Below are 21064 nucleotides of genomic sequence, written 5' to 3'. Positions count from 1 at the left end.
GACATGGTCAACCTGGAGTCGACGAACTTTCCGCAGTGGATCGAGGAGAACAAGCACCTGCTGAAGCCGCCGGTCGGCAACAAGCAGATGTTTCCGACCGGGGACGACTTCATCACGATGGTGGTCGGCGGACCCAACCAGCGGACCGACTTCCACGTGGACCCGTACGAGGAGTTCTTCTACCAGATCAAGGGCACCATGCACGTCGACGTGATGACCGACGACGGGCCGGCCCGGGTGGACATCAACGAGGGCGAAATGTGGATGCTGCCGCGCAACATGCCGCATTCACCGCAGCGGGACGCGGACTCGATCGGCCTGGTGATCGAGCGAGTACGCGAACCGGGCACGCTGGAGAAGTTCCGCTGGTACTGCGCAAACTGCAACGCCGTCGTGCACGAGGTCGAGCTGCAGGTGACCGACATCGTCGCGGACCTGCCGCCGGTGTTCAAGGCGTTCTACGAGAGCGAGGAAGCCCGCACCTGCCCGAACTGCGGCACGGTGCACCCGGGTAAATGACCGTCGACGTCCACACCCACCTGGTCCCGCTCGGCTGGCCGGATCTCGCCGCGGCGTGCGGCGGGGACGGCTGGCCGTGGCTGCGGATCGACTCCGAACGGGCCGCGATGATCATGGTGGGCTCCAACGAGTTCCGCCCGATCGGACCACAGGCCTGGGATCCGGCGGTCCGCCGTACCGATATGGATGCCGACGGCATCGATCTGCAGGTGGTCTCGCCGACGCCGGTGTTCTTCGGATACGAGCGGCCCGCGAAGCAAGCGGTCAAGCTGGCCGAGATCTTCAACGACCTGACGCTACAGACGCTGGTCGGTGATCCGCGGTTCGTGCCGTTCTGCCAGGTACCGCTGCAGGACCCGGACCTGGCCTGCGCGGAGCTCGACCGGGCCCGCGCGGCCGGGCACGTCGGCGTGGAGATCGGCAACCACGTCGGCGACAAGGACCTCGACGACGCCGGGATCGTTGCCTTCCTCAAGCATTGCGCGGAGACCGGTACGCCGGTCCTCGTGCACCCGTGGGACATGCCGGGCGGCCCGCGCCTGGATCGTTGGATGGCCCGCTGGCTGACCGGGATGCCTGCCGAGACGCACCTGTCCCTGCTGGCGCTGATCCTCGGCGGCGCGTTCGACGTACTGCCTCGGGACCTGCGGATCTGTTTCGCGCACGGAGGCGGGAGTTTCGCGTTCTGGCTCGGCCGGCTGGAGAACGCCTGGCACCGGCGCGGCGAGATCGTACGTGGTTGCTCCGAGCATCCACCGTCGTACTACCTGGACCGGATCCTGGTCGACACGGTGGTGTTCGAATCAGCGCCTTTGCGGCTACTTGTCGATACCTTGGGGGAAGACCGCGTACTGGTCGGCAGTGACTATCCCTATCCACTGGGTGAGCGGCCGGTCGGGGAGGTGGTACGGAAGTCCGGCTTCCTGACCGCGGAACAGCAACACAAGCTCCTGACCGTGAATGCGCTGCGCTACCTCGGGAGGTCGGAATGAGTGAGGACCGGTCGGTTCTGTCGCGCAAGGCGCCCGAGCCCGATCAAGAGCTGCGGTACGGCGACCACGCGGACCAGGTGATCGACTTCTGGCACGCGAAGGACTACCGCCCGCTGATCGTGTTCATCCACGGCGGCTTCTGGCGGCCCGAGTACGACCGCGTCCACGCCCGCTCGCTCGGCGCGGCCCTGTCCGACCTCGGTTGGCCCGTGCTGTCGCTGGAGTACCGCCGTGAGCCTGGGAACCCGGACATAACCACGGGTGATGTCCGTACGGCGCTGGAGGCGCTACCGGACCTCCTGGACGTCCAGGCGGGCTACGTACTGATGGGCCACTCTGCAGGCGGCCAGCTGGCCCTGTGGGCCGCAGCCACCCTCAACCCGGTCCGCCTGCGCGCTGTGGTCGCCCTGGCCCCCGTAGCGGACCTCCTGATGGCAGACCAGCAGCACCTGGACAAGGGCGCCGTACAGGCCTTCATAGGCGCCGGCGTACGCAACGACCTCGACCCCGTCCACCTACCGGCCTCGATCGCCCCGGTAACCCTCATCCACGGCGTCAACGACACGGTCGTCCCCATCACCCTCACCGAGTCCTACTACGCCGCCCACCCCACAGCCCACTTCCACCGCGTAGACCACTGCGGCCACTACGAACTGATAGACCCCCACTCCGACCCCTGGCACCAAGTAACCACCGAACTGACCCGCCTGACCAGCTAGCACCGAAGCGTCCGTTTCAAGCGTCTGCTCGAGCGTGGCCCTTCCCGTTGTTACGTTGGCGCGGACTGGTCCACTATCTCGGGAGTTCAGCTATGCGAAAGATCCTGGCCGTCGGAGCCCTCGGCGTCGCTGCGGCGATCGTGCCGGTGACGGGTGCGCAGGCGACGACGACGTCGGCGGTGTACCGCGGGTCCTACACCGTTGGGGCGGACTGTGCGGGAGCGGGACAGGGGATCGTCAACTCCAGCCCGAAGGCCTGGGGCTACGAGTGCCGGCCCAACCCGCTCGGCGGCTACGACCTGTACATCCTCTACCCCTGAGCCCGACCGGACCTGGGAACGCGCCACGGGCTTGCGGTGGCGCGTTTCCAGCTTCAGGTCAGGCGTTTGGCGGCGGTGAGTAGGCCTTCGGAGGTGGGGAGGAGGGCGGAGACGAGGTTGTCGTCGTCGCGGACGGCGCGGATCAGGTCGCGGAGTGCCATGGTGTCGGGGTCGCGGTGGGCGGGGTCGGCGACCTTGCCGCCGGCGAGGATGCCGGCGAAGGCGACCAGGCCGCCGGGGCGGAGCAGGCGGAGGGCCTCGTGCAGGTACGCCGTGTTCTCGCGGCGGTCCGCGTCGCAGAAGACCAGGTCGTAGTGACCGTCGGTGAGCCGGGTGACGACGTCCAGGCCGGCGCCCGCGATGAGGCGGAACCGGTTCGACGCGACACCGGCGTCCAGGAACGTCTTGCGGGCCAGCCGCTGGTTCTCCGCGTCGATGTCGACCGTGGTGAGCGTCCCGTCGGCGCGCATGCCGCGGAGCAGGGCGAGGCCGGAGACGCCCGTACCGGTACCGATCTCGACGACCGCCTTCGCGCCCGCGCCGGCCGCGAGCATGCTCAGCGCGGCGGCCGTACCCGGGCCGATCGGGGCGACACCGCTGTCCGCGGCGCTCGCCCGCGCACCGGTGACGACCTCGTCCTCACCGGTGTAGTCCTCGGCGTACGCCCAGGACGTCGGGTCGATGCCGGTGGCGATGGCGTCCTCCCAGTGGTCGGCTGGCTGATGTGCGGCTGCGGTACCCATGCTGATCAGAAGCCTAGCGGCTCACGGTCCGGTTTCCGTGCTGCACGCGCTGAGGCTGCGCACTCTTGCTCATAAGGGCCTTGCCCTGATCAGATATGATCGTCGCATCGAGACGTGGCTCACCTGTCGAGGGAGGTGCTGGAGTGAGGTCAGGCGCGGATGACGTCGATGCCGGCTTCCTTGAAGACGGTCAGCTGGCTCTCGTCGGCCTGGGCGTCGGTGACGAGCGTGTCGATCTCGCTCAGCTCGCAGATCCGGGCGAAGGCGCGCTGCCCGAGCTTGGAGGAGTCGGCCACCACGACCACCTTCGCGGCCCGGCTGACGATCAGCTGGTTGATGTTCGCCTCGCCCTCGTGATGCGCGGTGGCGCCGGTCTCGTCGATCCCGTCGACACCGATGAACGCGATGTCCAGCGACAGATCGGACAGGATCCGGTGCGACAGCGGGCCGATCATCTCGTACGACTGCGGCCGCGCCACGCCACCGGTCAGCACCATCTTCACGTGCGGCCGGACGATCAGCTCGTTGGCGATGTTCAGCGCGTTCGTGACGAGGGTGAACGCCGGCTCGCCGTGCTCCGCGGACAGCTCCGGCCGGGTGGCCAGCGTCCGCGCCACCTCGGAGATCGTCGTCCCGCCGTTCATCCCGATCACCATGCCGCGGCGGACCAGCGTGGCCGCCGCCTGCGCGATCCGCTGCTTCTCGGACGCGAAACGCGCAGTCTTGTAGCGCAGCGGCAGGTCGTACGACACCGCGTTGGCCACCGCGCCGCCGCGGGTCCGGGTGAGGAGCTGTTGTTTGCCGAGATGGTCCAGGTCACGCCTGATCGTGGCCGCGGACACGTGCAACTGCTCGGCGAGCTCGTCGACGTCGATGGCGCCCTTCTCGGCGAGCGACTCGAGCAAGGTGTTGAGGCGTTCATAACGCTTCACCCGGGGCTCCTCCTTCACACAATCGGTCAGCCGGGTGGCGGCTGGTTGGCACCATTCGATCACGTTCGAGCAGTTTCGACCATGACAAGTGCGGAGACGACATGACCCAGACGCCATTCGTGAGCAGTGAGATCGCCACTCAGCCGGAGCTCTGGCGACAGGTCTCGGAGGGTTTCGCGCAGTACGGCGGTGCACTTCCCAAGGCCGGTCAACGCGTTGCCGCGGTCGGTTGCGGTACGTCGTGGTTCATGGCGATGGCGTACGCCGCGCTGCGCGAGGACCTCGGCCAGGGCGAGACCGACGCCTTCGCGGGCTCGGAGTTCCCGGCGGACCGGACGTACGACGCGATCGTCGTGATCAGCCGCTCCGGGACGACCACCGAAGTACTCGACCTGATCCGCGCCACCGACCTGCCGACCGTGGCGATCACCGCGACCGCCGGGTCGCCGATCTTCGACCTGGCCGACCAGACGATCCTGCTGGACTTCGCCGACGAGCAGTCCGTCGTCCAGACCCGGTTCGCGACCACCACGCTGGCGCTGCTGCGCGCGTCGCTCGGCGAGGACCTGTCGAAGGCCGCCGCGGACGCTCAGACCGCGCTGACCATCGACGTCGACGAGCTCGCCAAGCTCGAGCAGGTCACGTACGTCGGTACTCGCTGGACCGTCGGCCTGGCGCACGAGGCCGCGCTGAAGCAGCGCGAGGCCGCGTCCGCGTGGACCGAGGCGTACCCGGCGATGGACTACCGGCACGGCCCGATCGCGATCGCCCAGCCCGGCCGCGGCGTCTGGATCTTCGGCGAGCCGCCGGCGGGCCTGCTCGACGACGTCGCCGCCACCGGCGCCACGATCGTCCACCACCCCGACCTGGACCCGATGGCCTCCCTGGTCGTCGCCCAGCGCGTGGCCGTGGCCAAGTCCCTCGCCCTCGGCCTCAACCCGGACCAGCCCCGCAGCCTCACCCGCTCCGTCATCCTCGACGATCAGCAGTAGCCCTCAAGGTTGTTGCCGCACGGCAGGTGGAAGCGCTGCATGGGGACGGCCTACGTTCGACAGGCCGCCGAGGGCTGCCGCGAGGACGAGCCCGAGGCCGGTGATGAGGAGGGCGAGGTGGGTTCCGGTCAGGGGGACGAGGAGTCCGGCGGCTGCCTGGCCGAGGGCGGAGGCGCCGACTCGGAGGCTGGCTGCTGTGGTGCTGACGCGGCCCTGGAGTTCCGGTGGGCTGTACTGCTGGCGGGCGGCGAACATCGCCGGCAGCGTAGGCCCTTCCGACAGGCCTGCGACGACTGCTAGTGACAGCAGTACGGCGAACGTCGGCGCGAGCGACCACGTGCTGAGTAGCAGGCCGTACGCCGCGACCGACAGCATCACGACGTACTCCGGGCGCAACTTGATGACGCGGCTGAGTAGGAGGGCTGTGGTGACGCTGCCGACCTCCACCGCTGTCCACAGGTAGCCCGCGGCTGATCTCGGCTCGCCCAGGGACTGCATGTGGAGCGGCAGGGCGATCAGCAGCATGCCGGTGAAGCCCATCAGCAGCGTGGTGGTGACTGTAGAGGCTCGGAGCGGCGGCGTCCGGGCCAAGTGGCGAAGGCCGCCGATGACCGCGGCGAGGATCGGTTCGCCGGAGGCGCCGACCGGTGGGAGCTGGGGCAGGCGGCTGATCGCGGAGATGCTGAGCGCTGCCGCCGCGACGATGACGACGACTGCGGCGTCGACCGAGACGGTTGCGGCGATGGTGGCCGCTGTTGCGGGACCCGCGATCGCGGCGGCGCTGAAGCTGACGGACTCGAACGCGTTCGCCCGTGCTAGTCGGTGCCGGCTGAACAGGCTCGGCAGCATGCTTGTGAACCCGCCGCTCACCATCGGGAGGGTCGCGCCCGCTACCGCGGCGAGGACCGGTGCGATCCAGCCGGAGCCGCGTCCGACGACGAGTAGCAGGACGAGCATGACCACGGCCAGCGTCGCCTGATTGACCGCGAGCGCGCTGCGCCGGTGGGGTGTGCGGTCGAGCCAGGCGCCGAGCAGGGGGCCGGTGACGATCGCGGGCAGTGCGTATGCCGCGCCGGTCAGTCCGGCGAGGGTCGGACTGTCGGTGCGGTCCAGGACGAGCAGGACGAGCGTGAACGCGACCATCTCGTCGGCGAACCGGGCGAGTGTTGCCGCGAGGTAGTAGCTGGGCACGCCGATCCTCCTGTAACGTGGTTGTCGCTGTTACGCGTTACGGTATCAAACGCGTTACGGGAGGAGTCCAGTGGAAATTCAGTCCCCGGACCGGTTGATCCGGCTGGCCGTCGACCTGGTGAACACGCGTACCCGCGAGCCCGAGAAGCTGACGTCGCCGGCCGCTCTCCGCGAATTCCTGCTCGAGCATGGCGAGCCGGAGCCGATCGAGGTCGACGAGGACGATCTGGCGAAGGTTCGCATGGTCCGCGAGTGGTTACGGCCTGTCTTCGAGGGTGATCCGGCCAGGGCGGCGCGGGTGTTGAACGCGATGCTCGAGCGGTACGCCGTACGCCCGTACCTGTCGGACCATGACGGGACGCCGTGGCATGTGCACGTGGCGAGGCCCGGTGCGCCGTGGGCGGACTGGTTGGCGGCGACGACCGCGCTGGGGTTGGCGACGTTCGGAGCCGCGCACGGCTTCGAGGCGCTCCACCTCTGCGCAGCCGTCGACTGCGAGCGGGTATTCGCCAACCCCGCCGAAAACCGCCCCCGCCGCTTCTGCACCCCCCGCTGCGCCACCCGCACCCGCGTAGCGTCCTACCGCGCCCGCCAAACCTGACGGGCCCGCCCTGCTTGGGGCTGGTGGCGGCGTCTGGTGCTGGGTGACTGCGGGCTTGGTGAGGGGTGGAGGCTGGTGAATCCAAATTGTTGCGAAAGCGGTTTCGCTTGAGGGCTGGTGTTGCGAAAGCGCTTGCGCTACGGTGCGGAAACGGTCGGCCTGCTGACCGACATCCCCGCAGAGGAGTTCTGATGAACAGGTTTGCAATCCGTTGTGCTGCAGGGCTTTCCGTACCGTTCCTGCTGGCGGCCTGCTCCAGTGCGCCGTCGTCCGGTGGCGGTTCGGGGACCGGTGCCGGCCCCGGCGGGCAGGTCACGATCACGGTCGGTGACCGTCCGAGCAGTTCCGACCCGGCCAACCGGGCCAACTTCGACAAGCGGGTGGCCGACTTCCAGAAGGCCAACCCGGACATCAAGCTGAACCCGGTCGAGACCATCTGGGACGCGACCACTTTCCAGGCGCAGGCGGCCGGCGGCCAACTGCCCGACGTACTGAACGTGCCGTTCACCGAGCCGCAGGGCATGATCGCCCGCAAGCAGGTCGCGGACCTGACCCAGGTGCTCAAGGACCAGGGCCTACTGGACAAGTTCAACCCGAACGTCCTGAAGATCGCCCAGGACAAGTCCTGCAACGTGTTCGCGGTGCCGACCGCGGCATACTCGCTCGGGCTGGTCTACAACCGCGATCTGTTCAAGAAGGCCGGTCTGGACCCGGACAAGCCGCCGGCGACCTGGGACGAGCTGCGCGCCGACGCGAAGCAGATCACCCAGAAGACCGGCCAGGCCGGCTACGCGCAGATGACCACGAACAACACCGGCGGCTGGATGTTCACCGCGCAGACCTACGCGTTCGGTGGCTCGATCGAGAACGAGGACGGCAGCAAGGCGACGTTCGACGACGCACCGTCCAAGGCCGCGCTGCAGTTGCTGCACGACATGAAGTGGACCGACAAGTCCATGGGCCAGGCCGTGCTCTACGACATCAACGGGATCTCCAAGGTGTTCGCGGCGGGCAAGGTCGGGATGTTCATGGCCGCGCCGGACACCTACCGCACGCTCGTGCAGCAGAACGGCCTGCCGTCCTCGGCGTTCGGGATCGGCCCGATGCCGCAGCAGGGCGGTGACCACGGCACGCTCAGCGGTGGCAGCGTCCAGATCGTCAGCCCGAACGCGACCGACGCCGAGAAGGTGGCCGCGGTCAAATGGATCAAGTTCAACTACCTGAACAAGTACGTGAACCAGGACGCTGCGGTGACGAGCGCCAAGGCCGGTGTGGCGGCGAAGCTTCCGGTCGGTACGCCGGGCCTGCCGGTGATCTCGGCGGAGCAGTGGTCGACGTACCAGGGCTGGATCAAGCCGTACGTCAACGTGCCGCTGGAGAACTTCGCGCCGTACACCAAGGTCGCCGCCGACCAGAAGATCATCGCCGAGCCGCCGGTGAAGGCTCAGGAGGTGTACGCCGCTCTGGACCCGGTGGTGCAGACCGTGCTGGGCAACGAGAAGGCCGACGTCGGGTCGCTGCTGACCAAGGCTGTCGGCACCGTGAACGCCAAGCTCGGACGCTGAGTTGCTCCGCCGGCTACGCAACGGGGTACCGGCAGTGCTGTTCGCACTGCCGGTGCTCCTGGTCTTCCTGGTGTTCTCGTGGGGCCCGATCGTCAAGGGCCTCGTGATGAGCGTGCAGCAGACCAACCTGGTCGATCCGGTCAAGTGGGTCGGGCTGGACAACTTCCACTACGTGCTGACCGATCCCGGTGTCGGTCAGGCCGCGCTGAACACGCTCTGGTTCACGCTGCTGGCCCTGCTGTTCGGCTTCCCGGTACCGGTGCTGCTGGCAATGTTCCTGTCCGAGCTGCGTGGTAGGTCCTGGCTGTACACCACGCTGGCGTACCTGCCGGTCATCACACCGCCCGTGGTCGCCATCCTGCTGTGGCGGTTCTTCTACGACCCGTCGCCCAGCGGCATGTTCAACACGATCCTCGGCACCGTCGGACTCGGACCGTACCCGTGGCTGGACAGCCCGTCGTCCGCGATGCCGTCGATCGTGCTGGAAGCGACCTGGGCCGGCGCGGGCAACGCGGTGATCATCTACCTGGCCGCACTGACGTCCGTCCGCGCGGATCTGTACGAGGCGGCAGAGCTTGACGGCGCGGGCGTCGTACGGCGGGTGTGGCACGTCATGCTTCCGCATCTGCGCGGCGTGCTGCTGCTGATGCTGCTCCTGCAGGTGATCGGCACGATGCAGCTCTTCACGGAGCCGCTGCTGTTCACCGGCGGCGGGCCACAGAACTCGACGATGACCATCCTCCTGCTCATCTACAACTACGCCTTCGTCAACGGGGACTACGGCGCCGCGACCGCGCTGAGCGTCCTCCTGGCGATAGCACTCGCCGTGCTGTCCGCGGTCTTCCAGTTGGCGACTCGTGGTTGGAGTACCGAATGAGTCAGGAACGCGGTGCGCTGTCGGACGCGGACCGGAAGCTGCCACGGGTACGTGTGCCGTTCGTCATCGGACAGGTCCTCGTCCTGATCGGTCTGCTGATCGCGGGTCTGGGTCCGATGCTGTGGTTGTTCAAGGCGGCGATCTCGCCGACGCAGGACAGCATCCGCTCGCCACTGGGCTGGTTCCCCTCCGGGCAGGTGCAGTGGCAGAACCTCGCCACCGCGTGGCAGCAGGGTCACATCGGCTACTACCTCGGCAACACCGCGTACATCGCAGCAGGTACGGCGATCGTGTCGCTGATCGTCTGTACGACGGCCGGGTACACGCTCAGCGTCCTCCGGCCACGCTGGGGCTCCGTGCTGTCCGCACTCATCCTCGCGACGCTGTTCGTACCGCACATCGTCTCGCTCGTCCCGCTCTACCTGACCGTACTGAAGCTCCCGCTGGTGCACGCCAACCTGACCAACACGTTCTGGGCGGTCTGGCTGCCACCCGCGGCCAGCGCGTTCAACGTGCTGATCGTGAAGCGGTTCTTCGACGGCATCCCTCGTGAGTACTTCGAAGCGGCGCGGATCGACGGCGCCGGGTCGATCCGGGTGTTCACCTCGCTCGTGCTCCCGCTGTCGCGGCCGATCCTCGGTGTGGTCGTGCTGCTCAGCATCATCTCCTCCTGGAAGGACTACCTGTGGCCTCTGCTGGTGCTGACGAATCCGGATCTGCAGCCGGTCTCGGTGGCGTTGCCCAAGATCGCCAAGGTGACGGAGCTCAACATCCAGTTGGCCGGCCTGTTCCTGGCACTGCTGATCCCGGTCCTGCTGTTCCTGGTCTTCCAGCGAGCATTTCTGCGTGGCGTGGGCCTGTCTGGGGGAATCAAGGCGTGAAACGTGTCCTGGTCACCGGCGCGGACGGCTCGATCGGCCGGGCCGCGGTCAGCGTTCTGCGAGCAGCCGGGTACGGCGTCACCGGTCTGTCGCTGCGCTACGACCACGCCAGTACGGCGGACCGCGCGGTGGTCGGCGATGCGCGCTCAGCCGCCGACGTGACCGCCGCCCTGGACGGTGTGGACGCAGTCCTGCACCTGGCGGCCATCCCGCATCCCAGTCTCGGTACGCCGGAGGAGGTCTTCGAGAACAACGTCGCCGCGACGTTCAACGTGCTCGCACAGGCAGGACAGCTCGGCGTACGACGGGCCGTGATCGCGAGCAGTATCAACGCGTTCGGCGTACCGATGAACGTGAACGCCGTGGAACCGGCGTACTACCCACTGGACGAGGAGGTGGAGGCGGACATCGCCGACCCGTACTCCTTGTCCAAAAGCGTCGACGAGCAGAGCGCACGGATGGCCTGGCGGCGCTGGGGAACCGATGTGATCGCACTGCGCTTCCCACTGGTCAAGACTCGTGAGGAGCTGCTCCGGTTCGCGGCGAGAGCAGAGAACGATCCAGCGACGATGGCGCGGGAAGGCTGGGCGTATCTGGATCTTCGCGACGGCGTACGGGCGATCATCGCCGCGCTGGAGTCGACGACGCCCGGAGCGCACGTCGTAGGGCTCGCGGCCGACGACATCCTGATCGACCGGAAGACGGACGAACTGCTGCGCGAGTACGCGCCCACGGTTCCGCTACGGCGGCCTGTGGAAGGCCGTGCCTCACTGGTGGACACCACACGCGCCCAGGAACTACTGGGCTTCCGGCCGCTGTACTCGATCCACGATCAGGCGGTGTCGGCGATGACGACCTGAGGTTCGACGTACTCGACGCCGGGTTCGAGGTCGCCCTCCAGCAGCCGGTTGGCGACCCGGCGGCCGATCTCCTCCAGGCCGACGTCGATCGTGGTCAGGTGCCGGGTGCCGCGCTGGTCGTGCATCAGGCTCTCCCAGTTGTCGACGCCGATCAGCGCGACATCGCCGGGCACCTGCCGGCCGGAGGCGCGGACGACCCGCTCGACACCGCGGCCGATCGCGTCGCTGCCGCAGAAGATCGCGTCCAGGTCGGGCACCTCGGCCAGCAGCTCGGTCGCCGCCTGCTCGCCCCACTCCTCGCGCCAGCGCCCGAACCGGACCGGCGCCGCCCACTCGAGTCCCGCCTCGGCCAGCAGCTGACCGGCGCCTTCGGCCCGGCGTTGCGCGGCCATGTCGTGCGGCTCCGCGGTCAGGTGCGCGATCCGGCGCCGGCCGCCGGCCAGCAGATGGCTGATCGCGAGCCGCCCGATCGCGAAGTCGTCGGCGGTGATCGTGGTGTCCTGCGGATCCGCGGGGACCGTGAACGCGTTGATCACCGGGACGTCGAACCGGCTGGTCAGCGACGGCGTGCGGAACGACGTACTGGTGCCGATCACGATCACGCCGTCGATCCGGCGGGCCCGCAGCTGCAGGATGCTCTCGTCCACGTGGTGCTGCTCGTCCATGCGGGCGTCGTACAGCAGGACGGCCTGTTCCTTGGCGCCGAGCTCGGTCGCGACGGTGGCCAGCACCACGCGGGTGAACGGGTTCGACGCGCGGTGGGTGAGCACTCCGATGGTCTGGCTGCGGCCGCGTGCGAACGACCGTGCCAGCGCGTTGTGACGGAAGCCCAGCCGGTCCGCGGTGACCCGGACGTGTTCCCGCGTCGCCTCGGAGATCCGGTCGGTGCCGTTCAGCGCCTTGGACGCCGTCGACAGCGAGACCCCGGCCGCGGCGGCGACGTCGGACAGCGTGATCACCTGGTCGGCCATTTCCCCATCGTAGTCAGGTGTGAACCGTTGACAGCGGGCGCGCCGGGCCTCAAGGTGTGATTTGCGAAACCGCTTTCGCTCGCCTGAGATCTCGCACTAAGATCTTCCCCTGGGAGGAGCACTCCATGACCCGTCGCCGCTCCGGCGCAGTCAGTCTTCTCACGGCCGGCCTGCTGCTGGCCGCCGTACTGCAGACACCCGCCCGCGCCGCGACCACCGCGGCGCCTACTTTGACCATCACGCCGACCGTGGTCGGCAACACCTTCACCGTCGGGCAGCAGGTGAAGCTGGGCTTCAGCACCGACGCGGCCACCGTCAACTGGACGGTCCGGGACGCCGCCGGCACCGAGGTCGCCAAGGGCTCCGCGTCCGCCGCCTCGCTCAACGGCCAGCTCCCGTTGTCGATCAGCGCGCCCGGCTGGTACCAGACCGACCTGTCCGCGGTCGCCGCAGACGGTACGACGACGTTCGGCGGTACGGACTTCGCCGTACTGACGCCGCACGACTTCTCGACCTCCACCGACACCCGCATCGGCGTCGCCGGAGCGCTGGCGTTCGGCGGTGCTGCCAACCCCGGCCTGGAAGCCGTGCCGTTGATGGCCGCCGGAGGCATCTCCACGGATCGTGACGAGGCGTTCTGGTCGGCGGCGGAGACCACCAAGGGCGTCATCGAGTTCCCGCAGCGCTACAAGGACTACAAGGCCGCCCTGGACGCCAACAACGTCGACTTCCTGAACATCCTCGACTACGGGAACAGCCTGTACTACCCGGACGAGGCGCCGTCGACGGACGAACAGCGGGCCGCCTTCACGCGGTACGCCGTTGCCGCGGTCGATCAGTGGGGCACGGAGCACACGACGTACGAGCTCTGGAACGAGTGGAACCTGCGCGACCCGAACGGCGCCGCCAAGGCCAGCCCGGAGAACTACGTGGCGCTGCTCAAGATGGTGAGCGCCGCGGTACGCGCGAAGCACCCGGACGTGAAGCTGACAGGTCCCGCGCTGGCGGTCATCAACGACTGGCAGGGCTGGTTCACGAAGTTCGCGGACCTCGGCGGGCTCGACTACGTGGACGCGGTGACCATCCACCCGTACGTGCAGCCGCTGGACCCGGAGGCGTCCGTCACGTACGTCAACACGATCCGCAGCATCATGGCGGCGCATGGCTCCACCAAGCCGATCTACATCAGCGAACAGGGCTGGGCGACCGGTACGAACCCCAGTGCGGTCTCGGAGCCTGCCCAGGCGCGTGACCTTGTCCGCGGCAACCTGCTGGCCTACGGCAACGGTGTGGCGCGGTACAGCTCGTACAACTTCATGGACTCGGGCAACGACCCGTCGAACGTCGAGCACCGGTTCGGCCTGGTGCGCAACCAGCTCGACGCGCGGGGTGCGCTGGTACCGAAGCCGTCGTACGTCGCCACTGCCGTACTGGCCCGTCAGATCGACGAGCTCCCGCTGATCGGCCAGACCCGCTTCGGCACGAACGGGTACGACGTGGCGTTCAACGCGGGCGCTGGGCAGAGTGTCCACGCCGTGTGGTCCACGACACCTGGGCTGGTGAACGTTGCGGCTCCGGCGGGCTCACAGGTGCAGATCACCAGCTTGTACGGCGAAATGACCACGCTGACCGCAGACGCCGGTGGACACGTGTGGGTGAGCGCCGGACCGGATCCGTTCTACGCACGCGGTGCGATCACCGGTGTGGCGCCGTCCAACCGGTTCGCGTTGTCGGTGGCGCCTGAGATCGCGGGGGATCCGGCTACCGGCACGCTGACGTTCAGCAACCCGGATGCGGTGGCGCACTCGTTCACGGTGTCCGCCGGTGGTGCTGAGACGAGCGGGACGGCTGCTGCCGGCGCCACTGCCACGGCTGCTGTCAGCTACCCGGCGCAGGACTCGACCGGGCCTCGCAAGTACACAGCACAAGTGAGCGTTGACGGCCAGGCTGTCGGGTTGGTCTCGACGTCCGGTACTGCGACGCCACCTCTGTCCGTGACTGGCTCGCACGTGGTGAACGGTAGTGGGAAGGATCTGCTGCGGTTCCGGGTCACCAATGCTTCGTCTCATGATCTTGCGGTGGCTGGGTTGGACTGGGCGGTCGGTACGGCGTCCGGCACGGTGCTGACTGGGTCCACGGTGGGAGCGAATGCCACGGTGGAGGCGGACGTGCCGATAGCCCTGACAGGTCCTGGAACCTGGTCCGCCAGTCTGCGCCGCGTGGGCGAGGCTGAGATCCGGGCTTCCGGCAAGTTGAACCCCGTGACCTCGCCGACCGTTGCTGGGCGGCACACCGTGGTGCTGGACGGAGTTGTCGATCCGATGGTTGCTGCACAGCCGGCCATTGCGTTGGAAGGTACCGGGACTCCGCCGGTGACCGGGTGGGGTGGGCCCGCTGACCTGTCCGGGAAGCTGTGGCTGACACACGACGACCAGAACCTGTACCTGTCCGCGCAGATCACCGACGACGTGTTCTCGCAGACGAACCGGGGTGGCAACATCTGGGCCGGCGACGGGATCCAGCTCGGGATGACGGCCGGTGCACCCGGCGAGGCCACCACGACCCAGGAGATCGGCGTGGCGCTGACCGACGCCGGTCCGGTCGACACCTGGCGGTGGACCCCGACCAGCCAGACCGGTACGCCGCCCGGTGTCCAGGCCAAGGTGGTCCGGAACGAGACCGCGAAGACCACGACGTACGAGATCGCGGTGCCGTGGAGCACGCTCGGCTTCGCGGCCAAGGACCGGCTGTTGTCGGCGACCGTGGTGGTGAACGAGAACGACGGCACCGGCCGGCGCGGCTGGCTGACCTGGGGCAAGGGCGTCGCGGAGACGAAGAACCCGGCCCTGTTCAACGCGATCCGGCTCGCCCCGGCCGCGATCGGATAACCGGACTCGGCGTAGGTGCCCTGGAACGCTGCCCGAGGGGCACCTACGCCGGACCGACCCCCGCCGCCTAGGATCGACGGCATGACTCACACCGTGCTGGCCGAGCTGGTGGCGAACGTGCTGAAGGTCACGGCCAAGCCCGGTGACACGGTGGGACCGGCCGACACACTGGTCATCCTGGAGTCGATGAAGATGGAGATCCCGGTGCTGGCCGAGGTGGCCGGCACCGTCACCGACCTGAAGGTGGTCGAGGGCGAGGTCGTCCGCGACGGGGATCCGATCGCGGTGATCGAGGAGATCTGATTCAACCGAAATGCCCTCAGGAGCGTCTTTACCGGTGAAGGCACCGGGCGGGAACTTCCGCCCGGGGTGTCACGTTGAGCCGTCGTACGAACAAACCAGGGTCCGGCCCGGGTTTTCCCGACGTGCGCAGAGGACGGTGACCGCGGCACCATGGCCTTCACGCTCATTGCCGAGAGGACTCAGGGAGGCGTCGCGGTGAAGCCGTCGACGGTGCCAGTGGTGCCGGAGGTGCTGCCGTCGTGGGACGAGATCGTGCGTACGCACTCCGCCCGCGTCTACCGGCTGGCGTACCGCCTGACCGGTAACAAGCACGACGCCGAGGACCTCACCCAGGAGGTGTTCGTCCGGGTCTTCCGCTCGCTGTCGTCGTACACGCCGGGCACCTTCGAGGGCTGGCTGTACCGGATCACCACGAACCTGTTCCTCGACGGCGCCCGCCGCAAGCAGCGGATCCGCTTCGACGGCCTGCCCGAGGACGCCCACGACCGGCTGCCGGCCAAGGGCGAGGGCCCGGCCGAGAAGCTGGACTCCGACCTGTTCGACCACGACGTGCAGGACGCGCTCGACGCGCTGCCTGAGGACTTCCGCGCCGCCGTCGTGCTGTGCGACATCGAGGGCATGACCTACGACGAGATCGCGGACGTGCTGGACGTCAAGCTGGGCACTGTCCGGAGCCGGATCCACCGCGGCCGGTCGATGCTGCGCAAGCACCTCGAGCACCGGGCCCCGCGGTCCGGCCAGACCCGCGTCGGCGGACCGCCGACCGACGGCGGCCTGTTCGCCGACGGGGGTGACCTCGCATGACGCACCCGCTGGACAAGTTGAGCGCGGTCGTCGACGGTGCGCTCGACCACGACTCCCGCGACAAGGTGCTGAGCCACCTGGTCGGGTGTGACACTTGCCGGACCGAGGTGGACGCGCAGCGCCGGCTGAAGGCCCGGATGGCGGCCCTGGAGTCGCCGGAGGCCTCCACCGACCTGATGCAGCGCCTGATGGGCGTCTCGTCGTTCTCGACCGAGCCGCGGGAGGAGGTCCGCCCGGTGCTCACACCGGCGGTCGGCCTGTTCCCGCAGCGGTCCGCGTTCCCGGCCGGCCGGACAGGTGGCACCCGGCCGGGGACCGCCCGCTCGCGCTCCCGCCGCCGCAGCGGTGTGCTCGGTGCGGCCGGCTCGGCCGCTGCCGTTGCCTCCCTGCTCGGTACGGCGTTCGTCGTCGGCGACCCGGCCCGCTCGGAGCAGCCGCCGACGCTGCAGCCGCCGGTGGCGAGCTTCTCGTCCGACCACGCGACCACCAGCGGCGGAGCGCCGTTCGCGGACCCGGTCGCACTGATGAGCTCCTACAGTCCGACGGGCTATGCCGGACTGGGCTCGTCGCTGCGGCCGGTGGCCCTGACAGGACGCTGACCGGTGAGCCTGTCCCGGCTCGCCGTCCTGGTCAGTACCGCCCTGATCGGCTTCGGCCTGCCCGCGTCCGCCGTCGCGGTACCTGTGACTTCCAAGGCTGACTCACCGACCGCGGTCAGCTGGTTGCGCAGAGCCGCCGACGCCCCGAACCACGTCTCGTACCACGGCACCCAGATCATCACCGCCTGGGGACCGCAGGGCGCCAGCTCAGCCATGTTCGACATCGTGCATGCGGCGTCGCAGGGCTCCGAGATCAGCGTCCTCGGGTCGTCCGCGCCCGGCGCGAAGGCGTTCGTGCAGCGTGCGACGACCACGGACGCGGCCATCGACGGCGGACCGCTGGCGTTGCTGCAGTCGACGTACGAGCTGGTCGACAAGTGCTGCACGGACCTGGTGGGCCGGACGGCTGTGCTCGTGGAGGCCCTGCGGGACGACAAGACGCTGGCTGCGCGCTTCTGGATCGACAAGGCGACCGGGCTGTTGCTGCAGCGCCAGCTGTTCAGTGCCGACGGCAGGACGATGGTCCGTGCCACGGTCTTCACCGAGCTCGAGATCGAGAGCTCCGAGTTCCTCGGTCACCTGCCGCCGATGCTGCCCAACGGTGTCGAGTCGCTCGGCATGGGCAAGGTCGACAACCTCCGCTCCCAGGGCTGGATGTGCGCCCCGGAGCTGCCCGCGTCCCTCAAGCTGTACGACGTCCACCAGGACACCAGCAACGGGTCCCTCCAGTTCTCGTACTCCGACGGCCTGTTCAACGTGTCCCTGTTCGAGCAGCGCGGTGCACTGGACCCGGCCGCGGTGGCGGGCTTCACCGGCACCGACAGCCCGGGCGTCTATGTGCGCTACGGGATGCCGTCGTACGTCGTCTGGTCGTCCGGCGGGATCGTCTACACGCTGATCGGGGACCTGCCGCCGGAGCAGCTCGGGCAGGTGGTCCGGGCGTTCCCGCACGACCTGCCGGAGAAGCTTTCGGCGCTGCAGCGGCTGGGTACCGGACTGGCGAAAATCGCGACCTGGCTCACTCCGATGGGTGCACTGTCGCCGAAGCTGGGATAATCAGAGCTGGAAGTATTTCCGGCGACCCCGGGGACTCCCGACACACGACCACGACGACGACGTGAGGCGGGGACCGTCAATGAGTGACGAATCCGAGCCGACAGTTCCGAATCCGGCGACCGCGGAACCGACCGCGGTGCAGCCCGCTGCGCCCACTCCGCCCGCGTCCACCGGACCTGACGGTCCGCCGCTGTCCGCGCTGACCCCGCCGCCTCCCGGAGCCGGCAACCTGCCGCTGCGGCCGCCCGGTTCCGACGCCGCGTACCGGCAGACGAACGCCGGCCGCTCCACCTCGCAGCGCAGCTTCGGCCGTCCCGAGCCACAGCAGCAGGGCTTCCGTCCGGTCTACCCCGGGCAGGCCTGGCCGACCGAGCAGCCGCAGTACCGTCCGTCGTACGTCCCGCCGCCACCGGCCGACTGGCACCAGCAGCAGGCCCGTGCGTACACGTCCGAGCCGCCCAGGGTGAACCGGATCGTCACGATCGCCGCACTGGTCGCCGTCGTGATCGCGGTCGTCGCCGGTGCCGGTGCCGCCACGGTGGTGGTCGCGCTGGACGGCCGGAACGCTCCGATCGCCACCCAGCCCGATCCGCCGGTCGGTACCGGCGCGGACCCGAAGATCCGCACCGGCTCGGTGTCCGCGGTGGCCGCGACCCTGCTGCCGAGCGTCGTCCAGCTCAAGGTCGAGGGTTCGGACAACTCCGGGGCGACCGGTTCCGGGTTCGTGATCGACAACCTCGGGCACATCCTGACCAACAACCATGTGGTCGAGGGCGCGGCCAAGGGCGGTTCGATCCAGGTCGTGACCAACGACAACAAGACCGCGACAGCGCGGCTCGTCGGGCGCTCCCCGGCGTACGACCTGGCCGTGGTCCAGGTGACCGGGCTGAGCGCTCCGTCGGTGCAGTTCGGCCGCTCGGAGTCCGCGATCGTCGGGCAGGACGTGGTCGCGATCGGTTCGCCGCTCGGCCTGGCCGGCACCGTCACCTCGGGCATCATCTCGGCGAAGAACCGGCCGGTGACCACCGGTGACGACCCGAGCCAGGAATCGTCGTACATCAGCGCGCTGCAGACCGACGCGGCGATCAACCCGGGCAACTCGGGTGGTCCGCTGGTCGACATGAACGCGCGGGTGATCGGCGTCAACTCCGCGATCGCCACCGTGCCCGGTGCGGGCGAGGGGCAGAGCGGGAGCATCGGGCTCGGGTTCGCGATCCCGATCGACCAGGCGCGGCGGACCGCTCAGCAACTGATCGCGACCGGTCAGGCGTCGTACCCGGTGATCGGGGCCAGCGTGGACATGACGTTCGAGGGCGGCGGCCGGGTCAGTGCGGTCAGCCCGAGTTCGCCGGCCGCGCGGGCCGGGCTGCGGGTCGGCGACGTGATCACCGCGATCAACAACCAGTCCGTGGACAGCGCCGAGGTGCTGATCGTGGCGATCCGCACGCACCAGCCGGGTGAGGCCGTGCGACTCGCCTACGAGCGGGGCGGACGGTCCAGGACGGTTACGCTGACGCTCGGCCAGCAGATCGGCTGAGGCGTTGTAGCCGGGCTGGGGATAGGCTGGCCCGGGACGTACGAAAGGTGAGGACATGTTCGGCATCGGACCGCTCGAACTGGTCGTGATCGCGATCGTTGCCGTACTCGTCTTCGGGCCGGACCGGCTCCCGGAGTTCGCCCGTACGGCGGGCCGCCTGCTCCGGCAGGTCCGGCAGATGGTGAACAACGCGCAGAACGACCTGCGCAACGAGCTCGGCCCGGAGTACGCCGACCTCGAGCTCCAGGACCTGAACCCGAAGAACTTCGTCCGCAAGCACCTGCTCGACCCCATCGAGGACGAGGTCAAGTCGGTGACGGCCGACTTCTCCGACACCTCGACCACGCCGCAGCGGCTCCCGGCCGGCGCCAAGCCGCCGTTCGACCCCGAGTCGACCTGATCCGCTGCCGTCAGCGGCGGCGCTGATCCTCAGGCCGTCAGCGGCGGTTCAGTGGCGGGGTGGTTCAGCGGCCGACCGGGGAGAGGCCCAGCTGACGGCCCAGGAGGCCGCGCGGCTTGCCGCCGAGCGTCGAGGCGATCTTGTCGAGCACCTGCGCCGCCGGGGTGTCCGGGTCGGCCATCGCGAGCGGCCGGCCGAGGTCGCCGCCGGAGCGGAGCCGCTCGTCCAGCGGGATCTCGCCGAGCAGCGGGATCGGGTATCCGAGCCGCGCGGACAGCGTCTCGGCGACCCGGGTGCCGCCGCCGGAGCCGAAGATCTCGATCCGGTGCTCCGGACCGCAGTGCGGGCAGGGCAGGTACGACATGTTCTCGACCACGCCGGCCACCCGCTGATGCACCATCTGCGCCATCGTGCCGGCCCGCTCGGCCACCTCGGCGGCGGCCTCCTGCGGGGTGGTCACGACGATCACCTCGGCGCTGGTGAGCCGCTGGCCGACCGAGATCGCGATGTCACCGGTACCGGGCGGCAGGTCGAGCAGCAGTACGTCGAGGTCGCCCCAGTACACGTCGGCGAGCATCTGGACGAGAGCGCGGTCCAGGATCGGGCCGCGCCAGGCGACCACCTGGTCGCGCTTCGGCTTCAGCATGCCGATCGAGATCACCTTCACGCCGTGCGCGGGCACCGGCATGATCATGTCGTCCACCGCGGTCGGCCGCTCGTCCGCGACGCCGAACATGGCCGGCACCGAGTGGCCGTAGATGTCCGCGTCCAGGACGCCGACCGACAGGCCCTGCCGGGCCATCGCGACGGCCAGGTTCACCGTCACCGAGGACTTGCCGACGCCGCCCTTGCCGGAGGCGATCGCGAACACCTTGGTCAGCGAGTCCGGCCGGGAGAACGGGATCTCCTTCTCGGCCACGCCGCCGCGCAACTGCGTCTGCAGGGCGGCGCGCTGCTCGGTCGACATCACCCCGAGGTCGATCTCGACCCCGGTGACGCCGTCGAGTTTGCTGACCGCGGCCGTGACGTCGCGGCGCAGCGTGTCCTTCATCGGACAGCCGGCGACGGTCAGCAGGATACGGACGGCGACCACGCCGTCCTCCCGGACGGCGACGGACTCGACCATGCCCAGATCCGTGATCGGTTTCTTGATCTCCGGGTCCAGCACACCACCGAGTGCCGTGGTCACCTGATCAGCAGTGGGAGCCATGCCCCCAGGCTACGTGCTCACCTGAGAACCCCGGACCGCGGTCCATGTGACATACGCCCCCACCCGCCCGAGTCGCCGGTGTACGGCGGATGACCACTTCCGCC

22 protein-coding genes are annotated in these 21064 nt (G+C 68.9%); 17 read left to right on the top strand and 5 right to left on the bottom strand.

The features are described 5' to 3' along the window. Positions 1–3 precede the first annotated feature (3 nt). From FB475_RS07055 to FB475_RS07040, 4 genes are all read left to right on the top strand, one after another. Entirely contained in the window at positions 4–519 is a 516-nt protein-coding gene (locus tag FB475_RS07055; RefSeq protein ID WP_141853642.1) for a 3-hydroxyanthranilate 3,4-dioxygenase, read from the top strand. After that, complete coding sequence (locus FB475_RS07050) at positions 516–1511, top strand: amidohydrolase family protein (RefSeq protein WP_141853640.1); 996 nt, start codon at positions 516–518, stop codon at positions 1509–1511. The genes FB475_RS07055 and FB475_RS07050 overlap by 4 nt, the downstream gene beginning before the upstream one ends. Then, entirely contained in the window at positions 1508–2230 is a 723-nt protein-coding gene (locus tag FB475_RS07045) for an alpha/beta hydrolase family protein (protein WP_141853638.1), read from the top strand. Before FB475_RS07050 ends, FB475_RS07045 begins: the two co-directional genes overlap by 4 nt. A gap of 92 nt (positions 2231–2322) precedes the next feature. After that, a complete protein-coding gene (locus tag FB475_RS07040; protein WP_141853636.1) occupies positions 2323–2550 on the top strand; it encodes a hypothetical protein in 228 nt (75 codons plus the stop codon). A 53-nt stretch (positions 2551–2603) separates the two neighbouring features. Here FB475_RS07040 and FB475_RS07035 read toward each other — a convergent pair whose 3' ends face one another. Next, positions 2604–3293, bottom strand: coding sequence for an O-methyltransferase (locus FB475_RS07035; RefSeq protein ID WP_141853634.1), 690 nt, complete (start codon positions 3291–3293; stop codon positions 2604–2606). 149 nt (positions 3294–3442) lie between these two features. Further along, positions 3443–4225: a DeoR/GlpR family DNA-binding transcription regulator gene (locus FB475_RS07030; protein WP_134108530.1), complete on the bottom strand. Its 783-nt coding sequence runs from the start codon at positions 4223–4225 to the stop codon at positions 3443–3445. Between the two features lie 101 nt (positions 4226–4326). On the opposite strand from FB475_RS07030, the gene FB475_RS07025 reads away from it, so the two are divergent. Beyond that, positions 4327–5217, top strand: coding sequence for an SIS domain-containing protein (locus FB475_RS07025; protein WP_141853632.1), 891 nt, complete (start codon positions 4327–4329; stop codon positions 5215–5217). 3 nt (positions 5218–5220) lie between these two features. Here FB475_RS07025 and FB475_RS07020 read toward each other — a convergent pair whose 3' ends face one another. Further along, the gene (locus tag FB475_RS07020; RefSeq protein WP_141853630.1) at positions 5221–6408 is read right to left on the bottom strand and encodes an MFS transporter; all 1188 of its coding nucleotides are present in this window, start codon (positions 6406–6408) and stop codon (positions 5221–5223) included. 70 nt (positions 6409–6478) lie between these two features. Between FB475_RS07020 and FB475_RS07015 the strand changes: the two genes are divergently transcribed. From FB475_RS07015 to FB475_RS06995, 5 genes are all read left to right on the top strand, one after another. Next, positions 6479–7009 (top strand): CGNR zinc finger domain-containing protein, encoded by a 531-nt coding sequence (locus FB475_RS07015; RefSeq protein WP_141853628.1) that lies wholly within the window; start codon positions 6479–6481, stop codon positions 7007–7009. Positions 7010–7200: 191 nt separating this feature from the next. Beyond that, positions 7201–8574: an extracellular solute-binding protein gene (locus FB475_RS07010; RefSeq protein WP_141853626.1), complete on the top strand. Its 1374-nt coding sequence runs from the start codon at positions 7201–7203 to the stop codon at positions 8572–8574. Positions 8575–8608: 34 nt separating this feature from the next. Further along, positions 8609–9451: a carbohydrate ABC transporter permease gene (locus FB475_RS07005; protein WP_238332004.1), complete on the top strand. Its 843-nt coding sequence runs from the start codon at positions 8609–8611 to the stop codon at positions 9449–9451. Further along, the gene (locus FB475_RS07000; RefSeq protein ID WP_141853624.1) at positions 9448–10332 is read left to right on the top strand and encodes a carbohydrate ABC transporter permease; all 885 of its coding nucleotides are present in this window, start codon (positions 9448–9450) and stop codon (positions 10330–10332) included. The genes FB475_RS07005 and FB475_RS07000 overlap by 4 nt, the downstream gene beginning before the upstream one ends. Further along, on the top strand, positions 10329–11192 hold the full coding sequence (locus FB475_RS06995; protein ID WP_202878273.1) for an NAD-dependent epimerase/dehydratase family protein: 864 nt from the start codon (positions 10329–10331) through the stop codon (positions 11190–11192). The genes FB475_RS07000 and FB475_RS06995 overlap by 4 nt, the downstream gene beginning before the upstream one ends. On the opposite strand, the gene FB475_RS06990 is transcribed toward FB475_RS06995, so the two are convergent. Continuing rightward, positions 11165–12163, bottom strand: coding sequence for a LacI family DNA-binding transcriptional regulator (locus FB475_RS06990; protein WP_141853622.1), 999 nt, complete (start codon positions 12161–12163; stop codon positions 11165–11167). The two genes, FB475_RS06995 and FB475_RS06990, sit on opposite strands and share 28 nt — an antisense overlap. Positions 12164–12288: 125 nt before the next feature. Here FB475_RS06990 and FB475_RS06985 point away from each other — a divergent pair, with 125 nt between their 5' ends. The 7 genes from FB475_RS06985 (at position 12289) to FB475_RS06955 (ending at position 19750) form a co-directional block, all read left to right on the top strand. Continuing rightward, a complete protein-coding gene (locus FB475_RS06985; RefSeq protein ID WP_141853620.1) occupies positions 12289–15051 on the top strand; it encodes a sugar-binding protein in 2763 nt (920 codons plus the stop codon). 81 nt (positions 15052–15132) lie between these two features. Beyond that, positions 15133–15354, top strand: coding sequence for a biotin/lipoyl-binding carrier protein (locus FB475_RS06980; RefSeq protein WP_141853618.1), 222 nt, complete (start codon positions 15133–15135; stop codon positions 15352–15354). A 150-nt stretch (positions 15355–15504) separates the two neighbouring features. Continuing rightward, positions 15505–16158, top strand: a complete 654-nt coding sequence (sigE, locus tag FB475_RS06975; RefSeq protein ID WP_141853616.1) for an RNA polymerase sigma factor SigE — start codon at positions 15505–15507, stop codon at positions 16156–16158. Continuing rightward, the gene (locus FB475_RS06970; protein WP_141853614.1) at positions 16155–16757 is read left to right on the top strand and encodes an anti-sigma factor family protein; all 603 of its coding nucleotides are present in this window, start codon (positions 16155–16157) and stop codon (positions 16755–16757) included. Before sigE ends, FB475_RS06970 begins: the two co-directional genes overlap by 4 nt. A gap of 3 nt (positions 16758–16760) precedes the next feature. Continuing rightward, positions 16761–17813, top strand: coding sequence for a sigma-E factor regulatory protein RseB domain-containing protein (locus FB475_RS06965; RefSeq protein ID WP_141853612.1), 1053 nt, complete (start codon positions 16761–16763; stop codon positions 17811–17813). 79 nt (positions 17814–17892) lie between these two features. Continuing rightward, a complete protein-coding gene (locus FB475_RS06960) occupies positions 17893–19350 on the top strand; it encodes a S1C family serine protease (protein ID WP_141853610.1) in 1458 nt (485 codons plus the stop codon). A gap of 55 nt (positions 19351–19405) precedes the next feature. Next, the gene (locus FB475_RS06955; protein ID WP_141853608.1) at positions 19406–19750 is read left to right on the top strand and encodes a sec-independent translocase; all 345 of its coding nucleotides are present in this window, start codon (positions 19406–19408) and stop codon (positions 19748–19750) included. Positions 19751–19814: 64 nt separating this feature from the next. Here FB475_RS06955 and FB475_RS06950 read toward each other — a convergent pair whose 3' ends face one another. Further along, on the bottom strand, positions 19815–20960 hold the full coding sequence (locus FB475_RS06950; RefSeq protein ID WP_141853606.1) for an Mrp/NBP35 family ATP-binding protein: 1146 nt from the start codon (positions 20958–20960) through the stop codon (positions 19815–19817). Positions 20961–21064 lie beyond the last annotated feature (104 nt).

Origin of the sequence: Kribbella jejuensis (assembly GCF_006715085.1) — a bacterium.
In the GTDB taxonomy this organism is placed as follows: Bacteria; Actinomycetota; Actinomycetes; order Propionibacteriales; family Kribbellaceae; genus Kribbella; species Kribbella jejuensis.
Note: the sequence above shows the minus strand (reverse complement) of the source record. Positions and strands in the feature narration are given on the sequence as shown.

What these genes read in the sequence shown, in the direction of transcription:
- FB475_RS07055 (WP_141853642.1), top strand. Translation starts at nt 4, where the DNA reads ATGGTCAACCTGGAGTCGACGAACTTTCCGCAGTGGATCGAGGAGAAC.
- FB475_RS07050 (WP_141853640.1), top strand. Translation starts at nt 516, where the DNA reads ATGACCGTCGACGTCCACACCCACCTGGTCCCGCTCGGCTGGCCGGAT.
- FB475_RS07045 (WP_141853638.1), top strand. Translation starts at nt 1,508, where the DNA reads ATGAGTGAGGACCGGTCGGTTCTGTCGCGCAAGGCGCCCGAGCCCGAT.
- FB475_RS07040 (WP_141853636.1), top strand. Translation starts at nt 2,323, where the DNA reads ATGCGAAAGATCCTGGCCGTCGGAGCCCTCGGCGTCGCTGCGGCGATC.
- FB475_RS07035 (WP_141853634.1), bottom strand. Translation starts at nt 3,293, where the DNA reads ATGGGTACCGCAGCCGCACATCAGCCAGCCGACCACTGGGAGGACGCC.
- FB475_RS07025 (WP_141853632.1), top strand. Translation starts at nt 4,327, where the DNA reads ATGACCCAGACGCCATTCGTGAGCAGTGAGATCGCCACTCAGCCGGAG.
- FB475_RS07010 (WP_141853626.1), top strand. Translation starts at nt 7,201, where the DNA reads ATGAACAGGTTTGCAATCCGTTGTGCTGCAGGGCTTTCCGTACCGTTC.
- FB475_RS07000 (WP_141853624.1), top strand. Translation starts at nt 9,448, where the DNA reads ATGAGTCAGGAACGCGGTGCGCTGTCGGACGCGGACCGGAAGCTGCCA.
- FB475_RS06990 (WP_141853622.1), bottom strand. Translation starts at nt 12,163, where the DNA reads ATGGCCGACCAGGTGATCACGCTGTCCGACGTCGCCGCCGCGGCCGGG.
- FB475_RS06985 (WP_141853620.1), top strand. Translation starts at nt 12,289, where the DNA reads ATGACCCGTCGCCGCTCCGGCGCAGTCAGTCTTCTCACGGCCGGCCTG.
- FB475_RS06980 (WP_141853618.1), top strand. Translation starts at nt 15,133, where the DNA reads ATGACTCACACCGTGCTGGCCGAGCTGGTGGCGAACGTGCTGAAGGTC.
- sigE (WP_141853616.1), top strand. Translation starts at nt 15,505, where the DNA reads ATGGCCTTCACGCTCATTGCCGAGAGGACTCAGGGAGGCGTCGCGGTG.
- FB475_RS06970 (WP_141853614.1), top strand. Translation starts at nt 16,155, where the DNA reads ATGACGCACCCGCTGGACAAGTTGAGCGCGGTCGTCGACGGTGCGCTC.
- FB475_RS06960 (WP_141853610.1), top strand. Translation starts at nt 17,893, where the DNA reads ATGAGTGACGAATCCGAGCCGACAGTTCCGAATCCGGCGACCGCGGAA.
- FB475_RS06955 (WP_141853608.1), top strand. Translation starts at nt 19,406, where the DNA reads ATGTTCGGCATCGGACCGCTCGAACTGGTCGTGATCGCGATCGTTGCC.
- FB475_RS06950 (WP_141853606.1), bottom strand. Translation starts at nt 20,960, where the DNA reads ATGGCTCCCACTGCTGATCAGGTGACCACGGCACTCGGTGGTGTGCTG.